Origin of the sequence: Nocardioides antri, from assembly GCF_008373765.1 — a bacterium.
In the GTDB taxonomy this organism is placed as follows: Bacteria; Actinomycetota; Actinomycetes; order Propionibacteriales; family Nocardioidaceae; genus Nocardioides; species Nocardioides antri.
The window spans coordinates 90,022-105,086 of record NZ_VUJW01000006.1; the positions used below are offsets into that span (position 1 = coordinate 90,022).

A 15,065-nucleotide genomic window follows, 5' to 3' on the forward strand; every position below is an offset into this window, starting at 1 on the left:
CGGACCACCCGGGCCTATAGCTCAGACGGTTAGAGCGCTTCCCTGATAAGGAAGAGGTCACAGGTTCAAGTCCTGTTAGGCCCACTCCACGCACAGCCCGCTCGGGCGATCCCACTCTCCTGGAGGACCGCGTGATCAAGAAGCTCGTCCTGACCGCTCTCGCCGCGGCGGGCGTCGCGTTCGCCGTCAGGAAGGTTCAGGAAAGCAAGGCGGAGCAGGCCCTCTGGGCCGAGGCCACCGACCAGCTCCCCGAGTCCTGACCTTCGCTGGTCGAGCGGTCGCGCAGCGGCTGCCTCGAAACCGGGGGCCTTGGCGCAATTGGTAGCGCACCTGCTTTGCAAGCAGGGGGTTAGGGGTTCGAGTCCCCTAGGCTCCACCATGAGAAAATCGCAGGTCAGCCTGCGGTTTCTTCTCGTTCTCGGGCTCTCCCTCTGCTGGGTCCGACGTTGACACGGGCCTGGCGAAGGGCCGGCTCGTGACGGCCGCGAAGGGGGCGCGCCTAGAGGACCCTCGTCCAGGTGTCGCCGTCGTCATCAGACCGGAAGACCTGGTCCTGGGTCGCGGCATACCACTCCCCGTCCGTGGTGATGAATGCCGCAGGCTCGCCACCGATCGCGCCTCGCCGCTTCCACACTTCGCCGGCGTCGTCCCTGACCCGGATGGTCCCCGCCGCGTCGATGCCGACGACCTCGTCCTCGGGGGTGGTGTCCAGGAGGGCCAGGGTCGGTCCGGGGACCTCCTTCGCGGTTCCCGTGTTCGCGTCGATCTCCATGAGCCGGCCCTGGTTCGTGGTAGCGAGCAGCGTGTTCGAATCATCGGGATCCGCGGTGACGCTGAGCAGGGGCAGCCGCGCCACCTCATCGAACGACTTGTGGTCCTGGGTGACGAGGAGTCGACCGCTGGTGGCGTCGTACGCGTAGAGGTCTTCGCCGACCTGCTCGAGGATGTGGAAGTCCGCCTCGCCGTGCAGGGCGAGCGGCTGCCAGGTCTCGCCGGCGTCGGTGGACTCGATCAGCCCGAGGTGAGGCGGCAGATCCTCGCGGAGGTCCGGGTGCCCGCTGGCGAGGAAGTGTCCCGGTCCCACGACGGTGAAGGCCATGGTGTCCTGCCAGCGGTCGGCGACGCGGCGCGGTCCACTGGTGTCGTCGATGTGGAACAGGCCGTGATGGGTGGCTACGTAGAGGGTGTCGTCGGCTGGGTCGACGCCCAGCCCGTGGATGTGCCCGACGGCGCGATCGTCGCCTGCCGACGGCACAGAAGGGTCCTGCTCGTCGGCTGCACACCCCGAGAGGAGGAGAGCCGTGACCAGCAGGCAGGCGGGGAGGGTACGGCGCATGGTTCTCACGCTTCTCGGCACCAACGGGTCGCGAAGGGATCAGGAGCCGAGGAGCTCGTTCATCGTGGTGATCTCTGCGGACTGCGTCTTTTCGATCTCTTCGGCCAGGGCGATGGCGTCGGGGTACTCGCCGTCCTCCTGCTCGGTCTTGGCCATGTCGATGGCACCCTCGTGGTGCTCGATCATCATGGTGAGGAACATGCGGTCGAACGCGGCGCCGGAGGCGGCCTCGAGCTCGGCCATCTCGTCCTCGCTCATCATCCCTGGCGTGTCAGACGTGTCGTGGCCGCCATGTTCGCTGCCGCCGGGGAGGTCTTCGCCCCAGCTCTCGAGCCAGCCGGTCATGGTCTCGATCTCGGGATCCTGGGCGCCCTTGATGTCGGCGGCGAGGTCCTTGACCTCCGGGCTGGCGGCACGGGTCTCGGCGAGCTCGGACATCTCGATGGCCTGCTGGTGGTGGGGGATCATCTGTTGGGCGAAGGTGACGTCGGCGTCGTTGTGCGCGGCGCCGGTGTCGTCGTTGCCGCAGGCGGCGAGGATCAGTACGGACGCCCCGAGCAGGGCGGTCAGGGTCTTGCGCATGAGAGGTCTTCTCCTTGGTCTGGTGATCTGATTGCGGACAGGGCGTAGGCGAGACACCGGGGGTGTCCCGTCGTCGGCGACTGTCAGCAGCGGATCACGCAGAGGCGGAGACCGTCGGGTGGGTCGCGCTCGCGGCTCAGCAGGACCGGGTGCCGGAACATCGGCAGCATCGTTCGCAGCAGCGGGATGCAACAGCGCAGGAGAAGTAGCGCGACAGCAAGGACGAGTCCGCCGAGGATCGCCAGGCACAGTCCGACCAGGCCCATGCCGCCGTCGGTGCCGGAACCGCCGCAGCCGTTGTCGCAACTGACCGTGTGGGCATCCACTGCCATCGCGGCAGCGGCACCCGCCACCTGGCCTCCGTGTGCGGTCGCGTGCACAGAAGCGTGGTCGTCGCCGTGCGTCGGGGCGACGTGGGTCGGCGAGTGACTCGTTCCGGCGTGCATGCCTGCGTGGGTGCCCCAGCCGTGCATGGAGAGCAACCCGAAGAGCGCCAGCGCGGCCACCACGAGCACATATCGCGCCCTGGATGTCCCGGCGATACTTCGGAGGTGCCGCACATCTCGATACTAGGCAGTCCCCGCGGCACCTGCTTGGGCCGCACGGCGAGGACCACTCGGTCGGACACCCCCACCTCATCGGGTGCGCCGACGATCACAGCACCTTCGTGCCCACCGCTCACCGGTGAGAGAAGTCAGCGACCAGCGCTGCGCTGCTCCTCCTGCTTTCGCCAGCCATAGCGCGTGAGTCCGCGGGGCTTGTAGAGGTTGAGCACCAAGGGCACGAGGAGTACGAGGAGTCCCCCGATCGAGTGAGGCAGGTCCCCCCGGAGGCTGCCGACATCCGCCGAGGGGTCGGCGGCACGCGCCGCCAGTGCGTCGACGTCCCCCATGTGGAGCAGCAGGATCACAGTCGCGAACGCGGTCACGAACAGGCTGATCAGCACCCAGTAGTGCCGGAACAGGCCCCACGGTGTGCCCAGGGACTGCACGATCCCGGTCACGAGCGAGCTGACCGCGAGCGGCACCACGGCGTACCAGGCCACCGGCTTCATCATCAGGTGGGCCGCGCGCACCAGCTCCTCGTCCGCTCCGACGACGACGGGGACGTTGAGCGCGATGTAGGCCGCGATCGCGCCGAGCCAACCCACGGACGAAGCGATGTGCACAGCGAGCATCGCCTTGCGCACGCGCGGAGGCATCGTCATCGGTGCATGCCGGGGCCGTGCTCTCCGCCGCCGAGCACCATCACCAGGACCACCAGCGCGACGACGACCACGAGGCCGATCACGAGGCCCTTGACCCATCCCGGGATCCCCGGAGGTGCGACAGAGCGGCGAGGATCCTCCGACTGCGGTCGATCCTCGTTCATCGATCCTCCTCGCATCTGGCCCGAGGCAAGTTACACGGACGGCGGCGGGGTGCGCACCGACATCGCGGCGAGCGAGCTCGCCGACTACTGCCTCCACGCCCTCGGCGCGGCGGTCAGGGCGCCGGACGAGTCCGCGACGACGCGCTTGGTCGAGCTGACCATGCGCTCGCTCCGGACCGATACAGAGGCCAGCTGAGGGACCCGCATGCGGGTCTTGTGGCCCGGGGGACGGCAGGTGCCGTGCGGTGGACCGAAGCCAGGCGTGTACCCGGCGCGGGGCATGGTCTCAGCGGTCCAGGCTCTGATGGTTGCCGGAGCCGTGGTTGGGGGTGGGCGGGTTGTCGTCCTCGAGCTCGGCGGCGATGGAGACCGTGAGCCCGCCGAGGAGGAAGCCGATGACGGCGGCGGCGAGGGTGTTGGTGTTCATCTGAGCGTCCTTGTCAGTGGTGGAGGTGGTCGCCGGAGTCGTGATGCTCGCCGTGATCGCTGTGGCCGGGCTCGTGCTGCGCAGCGGTCTCGTGGCTCTGGTGGCCGGCGTGTGCCGCGTGGTCTTCGTGTCCTGCTCCGTGGTGGTACTGGTGGGTGAGGGCGTGGCCCTTGCCCTTGTCGATCAGGTAACGGTTCACGGGGAACGCGGCGATGAAGGCGGCGGTGAGGGCGATCATCATGCCGACCCAGAAGATCGGGTTGACCAGGCCGGAGTCCATGGCGCCGGGGATGAGGGCCATCACGACGTTGTCGACGACCTCCATGGTGGCGATGGAGAGCGTGTCGGCGGCGAAGACGACGCTGAGGGCGGCGAAGAAGCCGAGGCCGGCCTGGATCAGCGGCAGGGTCGAGAGGGCGTAGCCGAAGAGGAACGCGAGGCCGACGGCCAGAGCGATGGTGACGGCGTTGCTGAGACCGAGCGCGGTTCCGATCATCAGGCCGAGGATCTCGCCGATCGCGCAGCCGGTGAGGCAGTGCAGGGTGGCGTTGGCGGCCATGGAATTGCGGGGGTTCATGCGAGAAGTCCTCTCTGTAGATACCCCCCCACCGTATCTAGTATCGAGGTTGATTCGCAAGCGGCGGAACATCATGGGTGGGCTAGACCTGCGCGGAGGGACATTGCCGCGTCGCGTGTCGAAAGCCGTTGTCAACCGTTGTCGATATGGGCCTGGGTGTGGCACGAGTCACGGCACGGCATCGCCTTCGCCCTCCCAAGAGGGGAATTTGCCAATGTCCGATCACCGATCGAGGCCTGTACGACGACGCGCGCCGCTCGCGGCTCTCCTGGCGGGCGGCATCCTGGTGCTCGGCGCCCTGCCCGCCGGCGCCGACAACCCGAAGCCGATCGACGACATCCGCCAGCAGGTCGAGCGGACCGTCAACGCACTGCTCCAGCCGAACGGCGAGAGGTCGTCAGGGGCGACCCAGCGGCGAGCGGCCACCCCGCCCGTCGCTGAGGACGACGACTCCGAGGGGCACGAGACCCCGGACCCGACGGCACCCGACCACGGGTCTTCGGAGGGCCTGGAGGCCGCGATCGCTGAGAACGAGCTCGTCTCGGTCGCAACGACCCACTCCGAGATCGAGGACAACCACGCGTCCAGCGCCGATGCCACGGCGTTGGCGATCGGCGGCCAGGAGGTGGTCGGCTCCCACGCCGACTCCCGCGGCGACCGCAACGACTCCGACGGCGACCCGCTCGCACCGCTGTGCGACGGCAGCGACGGTGGCGTCTGCGCGACGCTCCTCTACTCGGAGGCGCACGCGAGCGAAGGCCGCACCCGGTCCGACGCCTCCGCCGAGAGCGGTGCCGGGTCGGCTTGCCTGGGCGGCAGCGACCCCACGGGCGACACCTGTGACGGTCCGATCGACGCTGGGGTGATCGAGAGCTGGAGCGAGATCCATCGTCGTCGCACCGGGCACACCGAGGCGACCTCCGGGTCCTCGGTGGCCGACGTCTGCGTGGCTCGCGACCCGATCCTCGGCACCTGCACCGTCGGGGTGGCGGCCCTCCAGTCCTCCGGTTCCTCCAGCTCCCGCGGCAACGTGGAGAAGCAGTCGAACGTCATCGGGCTCCAGCTCGGTGGCCAGACTGCCGGTGACTTCCGGGAGTCGACAGCGATCGCGGTCCCGCCGGGCTGCACCAGCCCCAGCCTGGTCTGCCTGTTCCTGAACCAGGGAGAGACCTACCTGTCCGACACCGCAGCCGGGCACGCGGTGGAGGCGCTCCACCTCAGCGTCCTCGACGGCAACATCCTGGCCCATGCGGCGCAGTCGGAGACGCTGGTCCACAAGGCCGGGGCGCGTGACCGCGGCCCGAAGTGCCCGGGCAACCCCGACTGCCCCGGAGGACCTCGTGGACCTGGTGGTCCCGGTGGTCCGGGTGGTCCCGGTGGATCTGGTGGTCCCGATGGTGGTCCTGGCGACAACGCCGGTCCCCCGAGCGGTGGCGACGATGTGCTGCCGGACACGGGTGGCTTCTGGAGCGGACTCCTCGCGATCGGCTTCCTCGCCATCGCCATGGGCGCCTTCCTCGTCGCCCGGGCCCGCCGTCGAGAACTGATCGACGGGTCTGCTTGACGCCCGGCCGACGGGGAGCCGCGGCGGCCCGCACAGCTCCCCAGGCTCCACGCAAAGACAGCGCCGCCACCGATCTTCGGTGGCGGCGCTGTCGAGTGTGGTCAGCTGACCTGGTAGCCCGCGTCGGTGATGGCGGTGCGGACCGCGCTGCTGTCAACGGCGGGGCCGGTGACCCGCAGCGTGCCGGTGGAGAGGTCGACGTCGGTGGTGATGACGCCCGGCACCTGCTTGACGGCAGTGCTGACCTTGCTGGCACAGCTGGAGCAGGTCATGCCCTGGACGCTGTACTCGTTGATGTCGCTCATGGGGAGGACGGTTCCTTTCTGGGAGTGGTGAGCCGGGGTTCGGCTCGTCGGGGCCGGCCGGGGTGACGACCGGCGGTTCTTGTCAGGCCGCGACCTGGTCGGTGGCGACCTCGTCGCCGGCCCCCGTCGCGGTGGTGCCGCGGAAGAGGGCGATCGTGGCCAGGGCGCCGACGCCGGCGACGATGGCGGCGCCGATGAACGCCGCCGAGAAGCCATCGGTGAGCGCGGCCTTGTCGGTGAGCTGGTCGGCGCCGTTGGCTGCGGCGACGGCCGTCATCACGGCCAGGCCGAGTGCGGAGCCGATCTGGTAGCTCGTGTTCACGATGCCCGAGGCCAGACCGCCCTCCTCGGGGCGGGCGGCCGAGATCGCCGTACCCAGGGTCGGGATGAACGCCAGCGACATGCCGAGCGCCGCCACCAGGGAGGCCGGGAGCACGTCGACGGCGTACGACCCGTCGGGGTCGATCAGCGCGAGCCACGCCATCCCGGCGGTCAGCAGCACGAGGCCGGTAACCGCCGCGGACTTCGGCCCGATCGCGGCAAGCACCCGGGGTGCGAGCGCGATCATGCCGACCATGATCAGGAGCGTCATCGGCAGCAGCGCGGCGCCGCTGGGGAACGCGGTGTAGCCCAGGACCTGCTGGAGGTAGAGGTTCAGGAAGAACCACATCGGGATCCACGCCGCACCGAGGAGCAGCTGGGCGATGTTCGCGGCCGCGAGGTTCGGGGCACGGAAGATCCCCAGCCGCACCAGCGGGTCACGGCCCTTGGCCTGCAGGGCGACGAACCCGACCAGCAGGACCGCGGCCGCCGCGAGGACACCCCAGGTCTGGCCGGCGTCCCAGCCGACCTCCGGAGCCCGGACGACGGCGTAGACCGCGGCGCCGAGGCCGGCGGTGACGGTGAGCGCTCCGAGCAGGTCGACCCGCCGGTTCGAGCCGGCGCCACCCGCGGGCATCACGCCGGGAACGAACGCCAGGATCACCAGCGCGATCGGGATGTTCACGTAGAACACCCACGGCCAGGACAGGTACTCGGTGATGACCCCGCCGAGGAACACACCGGCGGTGCCGCCGGCCGGCGCCGCGGCGCCGTACAGCGCCAGCGCCTTGGGGAGCTCCTTGGGGTTGGCGCCGAACAGCATGAACAGCAACGTGAGCGCCGACGGCGCGATCAGCGCCGATCCGGCGCCCTGGACGGCGCGTCCGACGAGCTCGGTCTCGACGTTGCCGGCCAGGCCGGCGACCAGTGAGCCGGCCAGCAGGATCACCCAGCCGGCCGAGAAGACCCGGCGCGCGCCGAGTACGTCGGAGAGCTTGCCGCCCAGCAGCAGCAGTCCGCCGAGCGCGACGACGTAGGCGTTGAAGACCCACGACAGGTTCTCCTGGGTGAAGCCGAGCTCGGCCTGCATGCGGGGGAGCGCGACCCCGATGATCGAGGTGTCCATGATCACCATGAACTGGGCGGCGGCGATGACCGCGAGCCCGAGCCAGCGGCGATCCGCCGGCGAGGTTGTGGCTGACATCTGATTCTCCTTCGACGGTTTCCCGGTCGATCCGGTACTTCGTGGTTGTGTGGAATACCCTAGGGGGGTAATGTATTCCAACAAGCGAGGACGCTACCACTAAATACCGGAGGGGGGTACCCTGGAGATGACCACGACGCTTCACGAGAAGGACAGCGCGATGCCCCACGGCCACGACGAGCACCAGCACAGCTACATCGCCAACAACACGAAGGGCGACTACCTCAAGCGGCTGCGCCGCATCGAGGGCCAGGCACGCGGCTTGCAGCGGATGGTGGAGGAGGAGAAGTACTGCATCGACATCCTCACCCAGATCTCCGCGATGACGAAGGCCCTCGAAGCCGTCGCCCTCGGCCTGCTGGACGAGCACCTGGCCCACTGCGTCGTCGACGCGGTCGCCGCTGGCGGCGAGGACGCCCAGATCAAGCTCAAGGAAGCGTCCGACGCCATCGCCCGCCTCGTTCGCTCCTGACCGACCCACACACCACCGAGAGGAAAACAGCCATGAGCCAGACCAGCACCTACACCGTCACCGGCATGACCTGCGGCCACTGCGTCGCCTCGGTCACCGAGAAGGTCCAGGAGATCCCCGGCGTCGAGGACGTCGCCGTGGACCTGCCCACCGGTGCCGTCACCATCACCAGCGCCGAGCCCCTCGACGACGCCGCCGTCAAGGCCGCTGTCGAGGAAGCCGGCTACCAGCTCGCATGAGCACCCCGGTCAAGCTCGTCGGGTTCCTGGTCGCCATCGCCGCGGTCTTCGGCCTCGCCCTCGCGATCGGCAAGGGCGTCGGACCGGTCGACACGAGCGCCGGCTCCCACGACGACTCCCACGCGGAGGATCCCGCGGGCCACGAGGGGGGCCACGACGAGTCGACCCCACCGACTGCCCAAGAAGAGGTCCCAGGAGGACTCATGACATCCCAGGACGGCTACACCCTCGCCCTCGCCGACGCCCGTGCCCGGGCCGGCGAGGACCGGCCGCTGACCTTCACCATCAGCGGCCCGGACGGCGCCCCGGTGACGGAATACGACGTCGAGCACGAGAAGCGGCTCCACCTGATCGCCGTGCGCCGCGACTTCACGGGGTTCCAGCACGTGCACCCGACCCTCGACGGTGACGGCACGTGGACCACGGAGCTGGACCTGACGCCCGGTGACTGGCGCGTGTTCGCCGACTTCAAGGCGACCGGCGCGGAGGCGCTCACGCTCGGGGCCGACCTCGCCGTGTCCGGTGCCTACCAGCCCGGGCCCCCCGCGGAGGAGTCCCGGACGGCCGTGGTCGACGGCTACGAGGTGACCCTCGACGGCGACCTCACTGCTGGCGCGGACGCGAAGCTCACCCTCAGCATCAGCAAGGACGGCGAGCCGGTCACCGACCTGCAGCCCTACCTCGGTGCCTACGGCCACCTGGTCGCGCTCCGCGGTGGCGACCTCGCCTACCTGCACGTCCACCCCGACGGCACGCCCGGCGACGGCACGACCGAGCCCGGCCCGGACGTCACGTTCTACGCCGCCGTTCCCAGCGCCGGCACCTACCACCTCTACCTGGACTTCCAACACGACGGCGTCGTCCGCACCGCGGCCTTCACCGTCACCGCCGGAGGCAGCGGCGACGGGGATTCCACCGACCCGACCGACAGCAGCACGCCCAGCGAGCACGGCGAGCACTCCGGTCACTGACCGCCCTACCCAGCCCTGCCTAGCCCTACCTAGCAAGGAGACATCCATGACCACGCAGAGTCAGCCGGGCACACCGGCCACCGACCGGCAGATCGAGCTCGCGCTCACCGGGATGACCTGCGCCTCCTGCGCCAACCGGATCGAGCGCAAGCTCAACAAGCTCGAGGGCGTGACCGCGACGGTCAACTACGCGACCGAGAAGGCGAAGGTCACCTTCGCCGACGACGTCACGCCGGAGGACCTGGTCAGCGCCGTCGAGCAGGCCGGGTACGGCGCCTCGCTGCCCCAGCCGCCGGGATCCGACGCCCAGGGCGGTGGGCCCGCCGAGCACGACCCGGTCGCCTCGCTGCGGCAGCGGCTGCTCGTCTCGGCCGCCCTCACGGTGCCGGTGGTCGCCATGGCCATGATCCCGGCGCTGCAGTTCACCCACTGGCAGTGGCTGTCGCTGACGTTGGCCGCGCCCGTGGTGGTGTGGGGCGCGTGGCCGTTCCACAAGGCGGCATGGACCAACCTTCGTCACGGCACGTCCACGATGGACACCCTGATCTCGCTCGGCACGCTGGCCGCGCTCGGCTGGTCGGTCTACGCGCTCTTCTGGGGCACGGCGGGCGTCGCCGGGATGACCCACCCCTTCGAGCTCACCATCGAGCGCACCGACGGCAGCGGCAACATCTATCTCGAGGCCGCCGCCGGCGTCACCACGTTCATCCTCGCCGGTCGCTACTTCGAGCAGCGGTCCAAGCGCCGCGCGGGCGCCGCGCTGCGGGCCCTGATGGAGCTCGGAGCGAAGGAGGTCGCCGTCCTCGGACCGGACGGCATCACCGAGACCCGGATCCCGGTCGAGGACCTCAAAGTCGGCGACCTGTTCGTCGTACGACCCGGCGAGAAGGTCGCCACCGACGGCGTCATCGAACGCGGCACCTCGGCCGTGGACGCCTCGATGCTGACCGGAGAGTCGGTGCCGGTCGAGGTCGGCCCCGGCGACTCCGTCGTCGGCGCCACCGTCAACGCCGGCGGGCGACTGGTCGTCCGCGCCACCCGCGTCGGTGGCGACACCCAGCTCGCCCAGATGGCCCGGCTGGTCGAGGACGCGCAGAACGGCAAGGCCCAGGTCCAGCGCCTGGCCGACCGGATCTCCGGCATCTTCGTCCCGATCGTCATCCTGCTCGCCGCCGGCACGCTCGGGTTCTGGCTCGGCACCGACAGCGGCCTGGGGGCTGCCTTCACCGCCGCGGTCGCCGTCCTGATCATCGCCTGCCCGTGCGCGCTGGGCCTCGCCACGCCGACCGCACTCATGGTCGGCACCGGCCGCGGCGCCCAGCTCGGCATCCTGATCAAGGGTCCCGAGGTGCTCGAGTCCACCCGCGCGGTCGACACGGTCGTCCTCGACAAGACCGGCACCGTCACCACCGGTCAGATGACCCTGCGGGACGTCGTCGCCGCCGACGGCGAGGACGCGGACGAGGTCCTGCGGTACGCCGGCGCCCTCGAGGACGCGTCCGAGCACCCGATCGCCCAGGCGATCGCGACCGGAGCGCGCGAGCGGCTCGGCTCCCTGCCGGTGGTCGAGGACTTCGCCAACGTCGAGGGTCTCGGCGTGCAGGGCGTCGTCCTCGACGGCGAGACCAGCCACGCCGTCCTGGTCGGACGGCCCCGCCTGCTCGCCGAGTGGTCCCAGCACCTCACCCCCGAGCTCGAGGACGCCATGAGCCGGGCGCAGGCGACCGGCGGCACCGCCGTCGCGGTCGGCTGGGACGGCAAGGCACGCGGCGTCGTGGTGGTCGCGGACGCGGTCAAGCCGACGTCGGCCGCCGCGATCGCCCAGCTGCGCCAGCTCGGTCTCCGACCGGTGCTGCTGACCGGCGACAACGCGGTCGTCGCGCGCACCGTTGCAGCCGAGGTGGGCATCGACGAGCACGACGTCATCGCCGACGTGCTCCCAGCCGACAAGGTCGACGTCGTCAAGCGGCTCCAGGACGAGGGCAAGGTCGTCGCGATGGTCGGCGACGGCGTCAACGACGCCGCTGCCCTGGCGCAGGCCGACCTCGGCCTGGCGATGGGCACGGGCACGGACGTCGCGATCGAGGCCAGCGACCTCACGCTGGTCCGCGGTGACCTCCAGGTGGCGGTCGACGCGATCCGGCTCTCCCGGAGGACGCTGACGACGATCAAGGGCAACCTGTTCTGGGCGTTCGCCTACAACGTGGCCGCACTGCCCCTGGCCGCTGCCGGGTTGCTCAACCCGATGCTCGCCGGGGCCGCCATGGCGTTCTCCTCGGTCTTCGTGGTCACCAACAGCCTGCGGCTACGCAGCTTCCGGGCCGCTGCCACGGCGGACGGTCCCATGGCGGTCGCACGATGACCGGGTCCGGCGCCCGGCTGACGGCCCTGACCCCGGAGACCGCGGTCGGAGCGTCGCGCGACCTCCTCGGAGAGCTGGTCGAGCGACACGGGCAGGTCGGCTCCATGGTCCGCACGATGGCGCACTCCCCGGCGGTCCTCGGTGGCTACCTGCAGCTGAGCCGGGCCATGAAGCGCGCCAAGCTCGACCGGCGCACCAGCGAGCTCGTGTCGATCGCCCTCCAGGTCCACCAGGGCTGCCAGATGTGCCTCGCGGCGCACGAAGCCGCCGCGCGGTCGCTGGGAGTGTCGGAGGAGGAGATCGACGCCGCCCGGCAGAGCACGTCGTCGGACCCACGGGTCGCGGCGATGATCGATGTCGCGCTGAAGGTCTACCGGGAGCCGAGCGGGATCACCGACGCCCAGGTTGAGAAGCTGCGCGACCTCGGGTTCAGCGATCGCGAGATCGCCGACGTGGTCGGCATCGTCGCCCTCAACGTGCTCACCGGCGCGTTCAACCTGCTCGCCGGGCTGACACCGGGGGCCGCGGACTGATCACTGCTCATCCCTGCATCAGTCGACGACGGTCCACTCGGCGAGCGCCGCGGCGTCGTACTCCCGGGCACGAGCCAGGACCGCGGGGGAGGCCTTGTCGGGCGACCCGCTGTCGAAGGGAGGCTGCGGGTCGTACTCGGTCCACAGCTGCACCGCCTCGGCCGTGATCCGGTCGGAGAGCAGCTCACTCAGGCGGAGCGCCATGTCGATCCCGCTCGACACCCCCGCGGCCGTCATCACGCGTGCTGATGGCTCCTCGACCACGCGCTCGCGGACCACGACCGCGCCGAGTGCGGCGAGGGTGTCGAGGTGCAGGAAGTGGCTGGTGGCCCGTACGCCGGCGAGCACGCCGGCGGCCGCCAGGATGAGGGAGCCCGAGCACACCGAGGTGGTCCACGCTGTGCGCGAGTGGACCTCGCCCAGCCACCGGGGGAGCCCGCTGCCGAGCGCAGCGGCCGTCCCCGGCCCGCCCGGCACCAGGACGACGTCGGGCTGGCCGACGTGGTCCAGGCCGACCGCCTGGAGCGACAGGCTGCGGCGGTCGTCGACGACGGAGCCCGGTCGCTCGGCGGCGAAGGTGACCTCGACGCCCGGTGTGAACGCGAGGACCTGGTAAGGCCCGACGACGTCGAGCGCGGTGAAGCCGTCGTACAACGCGACGACGACCTTCGTGGGTGCGGAGGGGGTGGTCATGTGCTCACTCGTTCACGGCCTGCTCGTGGGGGAGGGGCGGGACGTGGTGGTTGCCCTGGAACAGGTCGCCGGGGTCGTAGGCGGTCTTCACCGCGCGGAGGCGCTCCCAGGTCTGGGGGGTGAAGAACCGGCTGGCGTCCCCTGGCTGTTCGACGAAGTTGGGGTACTCGCCCACCCGGTAGGGCCGGAGGGCGTCGTCCAGCCTCGCGAGGTACGACGCGACGGGCCCCTCGTCGCCTGCTTCGGCGACGACGCCGAGCGCCAGGACGGAGTAGCTCCCGGGGATGGTGGCGCGCGCGCCGGCGCCGGGCGCCTGCCGGCCGAGAGCGCCGCCGAGTTGGCGGATCTGGACGAGCGAGAGGGGGGAGCCCGAGTCCGGGCCGACGGCGTCGAGGAGGTCGTCGAGCGCCTGCGGAGTGATCCTGTCAACGAGCGCCGTCGTGCTGAGGTAAGGCAGCGGCGCCGGCGGGTCCATGGCCATGTCGGCCAGCACCGCCGGGGGCACGGTCGCGAAGGTGTCCAGCACCGGCCCGAGGTCACGGATCGGCCGGAGCAGGTCGGCCCCGGTCTGGGCGTCGCCGAGGTAGGCGCAGTGGAACACCGTGAACGGCCGGCCGCGGAGCTCGCCGGGCACCTCGGGGTCGTCCGGGAAGTGGATCAGGGACGTCCACGTCATCATCTCCTCGGGCAGCCGGGGAGCCAGGCCGAACCACCGACGCAGCACGAGCTGCGCGCTGTCGGCCGGGAAGAACAGGGCGCCGGCGTAGAGATCGGAGACGGCGTACACCTCGAACTCGATCCCGGTCACGACGCCGAAGTTCCCGTTGCCGCCGCGCAGCGCCCAGAACAGGTCGGGCTCGTTCTGCGGGTCCACGCGCCGCAGGCGCGCGTCGGCCGTGACCACCTCGAGGGCGGTCACGCTGTTGGTCTGGAGGCCGTACTTGCGGGCGAGCCAGCCCATGCCGCCGCCGAGGGAGTAGCCGGCGATCCCCACCAGGGGTGACGAGCCGTGCAGCGCCGCGAGTCCCAGGTCGGAGAGCGCCGGTACGACGTCCTGCCAGCGCACGCCGGCGCCGACCCGCACGCGGCGAGCGTCGGCGTCGATGGTGATCTCGCGCAGGTCGCGGACGTCGACGAGGAGGGCGTCCGTGAGGTCGCGGTGGGCGCCGTTGTTGTGGCCGGTGGCCTGCGCGGCGATGCGCAGGCCGTGGGCCCGTGCGTGCTCGACGACCTGCACGACGTCGGCGGCGTGCGCCGGCAGGACCACTGCGTGCGGACGGACGTCGGTCGTGAGGTTGAAGCCCGTGCGGACGGAGTCCCAGTCGGGCTCGGAGGTCGTCACCACGCGTCCCGAGATACGCGTCGCCAGGGCGGCGAGGGGAGCGGTCATGATGCGATACCTTTCAGTTAACATAGCGATTAGTGAAACCAGATGGTAGCATCGGTGAACACCATGTCAACTCAAAGTAGGAAGTACGAGCTGAAGGCTCGTGCGGAGAGCCAGAAGGAGACGCGGGACCGGATCGCGCGCTCCGCTGCGGAGCTGCACGAGGAGGTCGGCGTCGCGCGCACGACCGTGGCCGAGATCGCCCGGCGTGCCGGCGTCTCCAGGCTCACGGTCTACAACCACTTCCCTGACCTGGACGTGCTGCTCCCGGCGTGCGCCGCGCACTACGAGGGCATCCATCCGCGGCCCGTCTTCGACGAGACCCTGGCGTCGCCCGAGCCGGCGGACCGGGTGGCCGGCTCGCTCGAGCTCCTGTACGCCTGGTACCGCGAGACCGAGCCGATGTTCGGCAAGGCCTTCAGCGACCGCGCGACCGTGCCGGAGCTCGACCGGTTCCTGGCGGGCGGGGTGGAGCAGATGGCGGAGGACCTCGTCGTACGCCTGGAGGAGTCGCTGGGCAAGGCCACCAGCGACCAGCGGACGATGCTCCGGCTGGCCGTCGACTTCTGGACCTGGCGCCGGCTGACCAGGGAGGGCCTCGACGACCGGGGGGCGAGCCGCCTGATGGCGAGGATGGTCGTCGGATGACGAGGAACGCCTCGACCTCAGCTCTCCGGAAATGCACGAAGCCCGGGCCGAACGGCCCGGGCTTCGTGGTTGC

20 protein-coding genes and 2 tRNA genes are annotated in these 15,065 nt (G+C 70.5%); 11 read left to right on the forward strand and 11 right to left on the reverse strand.

Annotated features, from left to right (window positions below; all coding sequences use genetic code 11):
* Positions 1–10: 10 nt before the first annotated feature.
* The 3 genes from F0U47_RS12485 (at position 11) to F0U47_RS12490 (ending at position 379) form a co-directional block, all read left to right on the forward strand.
* A tRNA-Ile gene (locus F0U47_RS12485) sits at positions 11–84 on the forward strand.
* 47 nt (positions 85–131) lie between these two features.
* A complete protein-coding gene (locus F0U47_RS21615) occupies positions 132–260 on the forward strand; it encodes a DLW-39 family protein (RefSeq protein ID WP_223162760.1) in 129 nt (42 codons plus the stop codon).
* Positions 261–303: 43 nt separating this feature from the next.
* Positions 304–379, forward strand: a tRNA-Ala gene (locus tag F0U47_RS12490).
* Between the two features lie 120 nt (positions 380–499).
* Here F0U47_RS12490 and F0U47_RS12495 read toward each other — a convergent pair.
* The 5 genes from F0U47_RS12495 to F0U47_RS21195 all read right to left on the reverse strand — a co-directional run bounded on the left by F0U47_RS12495 (position 500) and on the right by F0U47_RS21195 (position 3,289).
* On the reverse strand, positions 500–1,336 hold the full coding sequence (locus tag F0U47_RS12495; RefSeq protein WP_149750806.1) for a F510_1955 family glycosylhydrolase: 837 nt from the start codon (positions 1,334–1,336) through the stop codon (positions 500–502).
* Positions 1,337–1,375: 39 nt separating this feature from the next.
* On the reverse strand, positions 1,376–1,918 hold the full coding sequence (locus F0U47_RS12500) for a DUF305 domain-containing protein (RefSeq protein ID WP_149750807.1): 543 nt from the start codon (positions 1,916–1,918) through the stop codon (positions 1,376–1,378).
* A gap of 83 nt (positions 1,919–2,001) precedes the next feature.
* A complete protein-coding gene (locus tag F0U47_RS12505; RefSeq protein ID WP_246159591.1) occupies positions 2,002–2,433 on the reverse strand; it encodes a hypothetical protein in 432 nt (143 codons plus the stop codon).
* A gap of 179 nt (positions 2,434–2,612) precedes the next feature.
* Positions 2,613–3,125: a DUF2269 domain-containing protein gene (locus F0U47_RS12510; RefSeq protein ID WP_188111324.1), complete on the reverse strand. Its 513-nt coding sequence runs from the start codon at positions 3,123–3,125 to the stop codon at positions 2,613–2,615.
* The gene (locus F0U47_RS21195; RefSeq protein ID WP_188111325.1) at positions 3,122–3,289 is read right to left on the reverse strand and encodes a hypothetical protein; all 168 of its coding nucleotides are present in this window, start codon (positions 3,287–3,289) and stop codon (positions 3,122–3,124) included. The genes F0U47_RS12510 and F0U47_RS21195 overlap by 4 nt, the downstream gene beginning before the upstream one ends.
* 49 nt (positions 3,290–3,338) lie before the next feature.
* Here F0U47_RS21195 and F0U47_RS21200 point away from each other — a divergent pair, with 49 nt between their 5' ends.
* The gene (locus tag F0U47_RS21200; RefSeq protein WP_188111326.1) at positions 3,339–3,485 is read left to right on the forward strand and encodes a hypothetical protein; all 147 of its coding nucleotides are present in this window, start codon (positions 3,339–3,341) and stop codon (positions 3,483–3,485) included.
* A 90-nt stretch (positions 3,486–3,575) separates the two neighbouring features.
* Here the strand turns inward: F0U47_RS21200 and F0U47_RS21205 are convergent, their stop codons facing one another.
* Both F0U47_RS21205 and F0U47_RS12515 read right to left on the reverse strand, forming a co-directional pair.
* Positions 3,576–3,716, reverse strand: coding sequence for a hypothetical protein (locus tag F0U47_RS21205; RefSeq protein WP_188111327.1), 141 nt, complete (start codon positions 3,714–3,716; stop codon positions 3,576–3,578).
* Between the two features lie 13 nt (positions 3,717–3,729).
* Complete coding sequence (locus F0U47_RS12515) at positions 3,730–4,293, reverse strand: DUF4396 domain-containing protein (RefSeq protein ID WP_246159592.1); 564 nt, start codon at positions 4,291–4,293, stop codon at positions 3,730–3,732.
* Between the two features lie 214 nt (positions 4,294–4,507).
* On the opposite strand from F0U47_RS12515, the gene F0U47_RS12520 reads away from it, so the two are divergent.
* Positions 4,508–5,857, forward strand: a complete 1,350-nt coding sequence (locus tag F0U47_RS12520) for an LPXTG cell wall anchor domain-containing protein (protein ID WP_149750809.1) — start codon at positions 4,508–4,510, stop codon at positions 5,855–5,857.
* Positions 5,858–5,958: 101 nt separating this feature from the next.
* On the opposite strand, the gene F0U47_RS12525 is transcribed toward F0U47_RS12520, so the two are convergent.
* Positions 5,959–6,162: a heavy-metal-associated domain-containing protein gene (locus F0U47_RS12525; RefSeq protein WP_149750810.1), complete on the reverse strand. Its 204-nt coding sequence runs from the start codon at positions 6,160–6,162 to the stop codon at positions 5,959–5,961.
* Between the two features lie 82 nt (positions 6,163–6,244).
* The gene (locus F0U47_RS12530; RefSeq protein WP_149750811.1) at positions 6,245–7,687 is read right to left on the reverse strand and encodes an MFS transporter; all 1,443 of its coding nucleotides are present in this window, start codon (positions 7,685–7,687) and stop codon (positions 6,245–6,247) included.
* A gap of 160 nt (positions 7,688–7,847) precedes the next feature.
* Here F0U47_RS12530 and F0U47_RS12535 point away from each other — a divergent pair, with 160 nt between their 5' ends.
* Genes F0U47_RS12535 through F0U47_RS12555 form a run of 5 tightly spaced genes read left to right on the forward strand, consistent with a single transcriptional unit; the run spans position 7,848 to position 12,264 of the window.
* Positions 7,848–8,159, forward strand: a complete 312-nt coding sequence (locus F0U47_RS12535) for a metal-sensitive transcriptional regulator (protein ID WP_188111333.1) — start codon at positions 7,848–7,850, stop codon at positions 8,157–8,159.
* A 32-nt stretch (positions 8,160–8,191) separates the two neighbouring features.
* Positions 8,192–8,398, forward strand: a complete 207-nt coding sequence (locus F0U47_RS12540) for a heavy-metal-associated domain-containing protein (protein ID WP_149750813.1) — start codon at positions 8,192–8,194, stop codon at positions 8,396–8,398.
* On the forward strand, positions 8,395–9,369 hold the full coding sequence (locus F0U47_RS12545) for a DUF8832 domain-containing protein (protein WP_149750814.1): 975 nt from the start codon (positions 8,395–8,397) through the stop codon (positions 9,367–9,369). The genes F0U47_RS12540 and F0U47_RS12545 overlap by 4 nt, the downstream gene beginning before the upstream one ends.
* Positions 9,370–9,415: 46 nt before the next feature.
* Entirely contained in the window at positions 9,416–11,731 is a 2,316-nt protein-coding gene (locus tag F0U47_RS12550; protein WP_149750815.1) for a heavy metal translocating P-type ATPase, read from the forward strand.
* A complete protein-coding gene (locus tag F0U47_RS12555) occupies positions 11,728–12,264 on the forward strand; it encodes a carboxymuconolactone decarboxylase family protein (RefSeq protein ID WP_149750816.1) in 537 nt (178 codons plus the stop codon). The genes F0U47_RS12550 and F0U47_RS12555 overlap by 4 nt, the downstream gene beginning before the upstream one ends.
* Positions 12,265–12,282: 18 nt before the next feature.
* Here F0U47_RS12555 and F0U47_RS12560 read toward each other — a convergent pair whose 3' ends face one another.
* On the reverse strand, positions 12,283–12,957 hold the full coding sequence (locus tag F0U47_RS12560; protein ID WP_149750817.1) for a DJ-1/PfpI family protein: 675 nt from the start codon (positions 12,955–12,957) through the stop codon (positions 12,283–12,285).
* A gap of 4 nt (positions 12,958–12,961) precedes the next feature.
* Positions 12,962–14,347 carry an FAD-binding oxidoreductase gene (locus F0U47_RS12565; protein ID WP_188111328.1) on the reverse strand — a complete coding sequence of 462 codons (1,386 nt, stop codon included), beginning with the start codon at positions 14,345–14,347 and terminating at the stop codon, positions 12,962–12,964.
* Between the two features lie 63 nt (positions 14,348–14,410).
* Here F0U47_RS12565 and F0U47_RS22025 point away from each other — a divergent pair, with 63 nt between their 5' ends.
* Complete coding sequence (locus F0U47_RS22025; protein ID WP_223162764.1) at positions 14,411–14,992, forward strand: TetR/AcrR family transcriptional regulator; 582 nt, start codon at positions 14,411–14,413, stop codon at positions 14,990–14,992.
* The last annotated feature ends 73 nt before the right edge of the window (positions 14,993–15,065 follow it).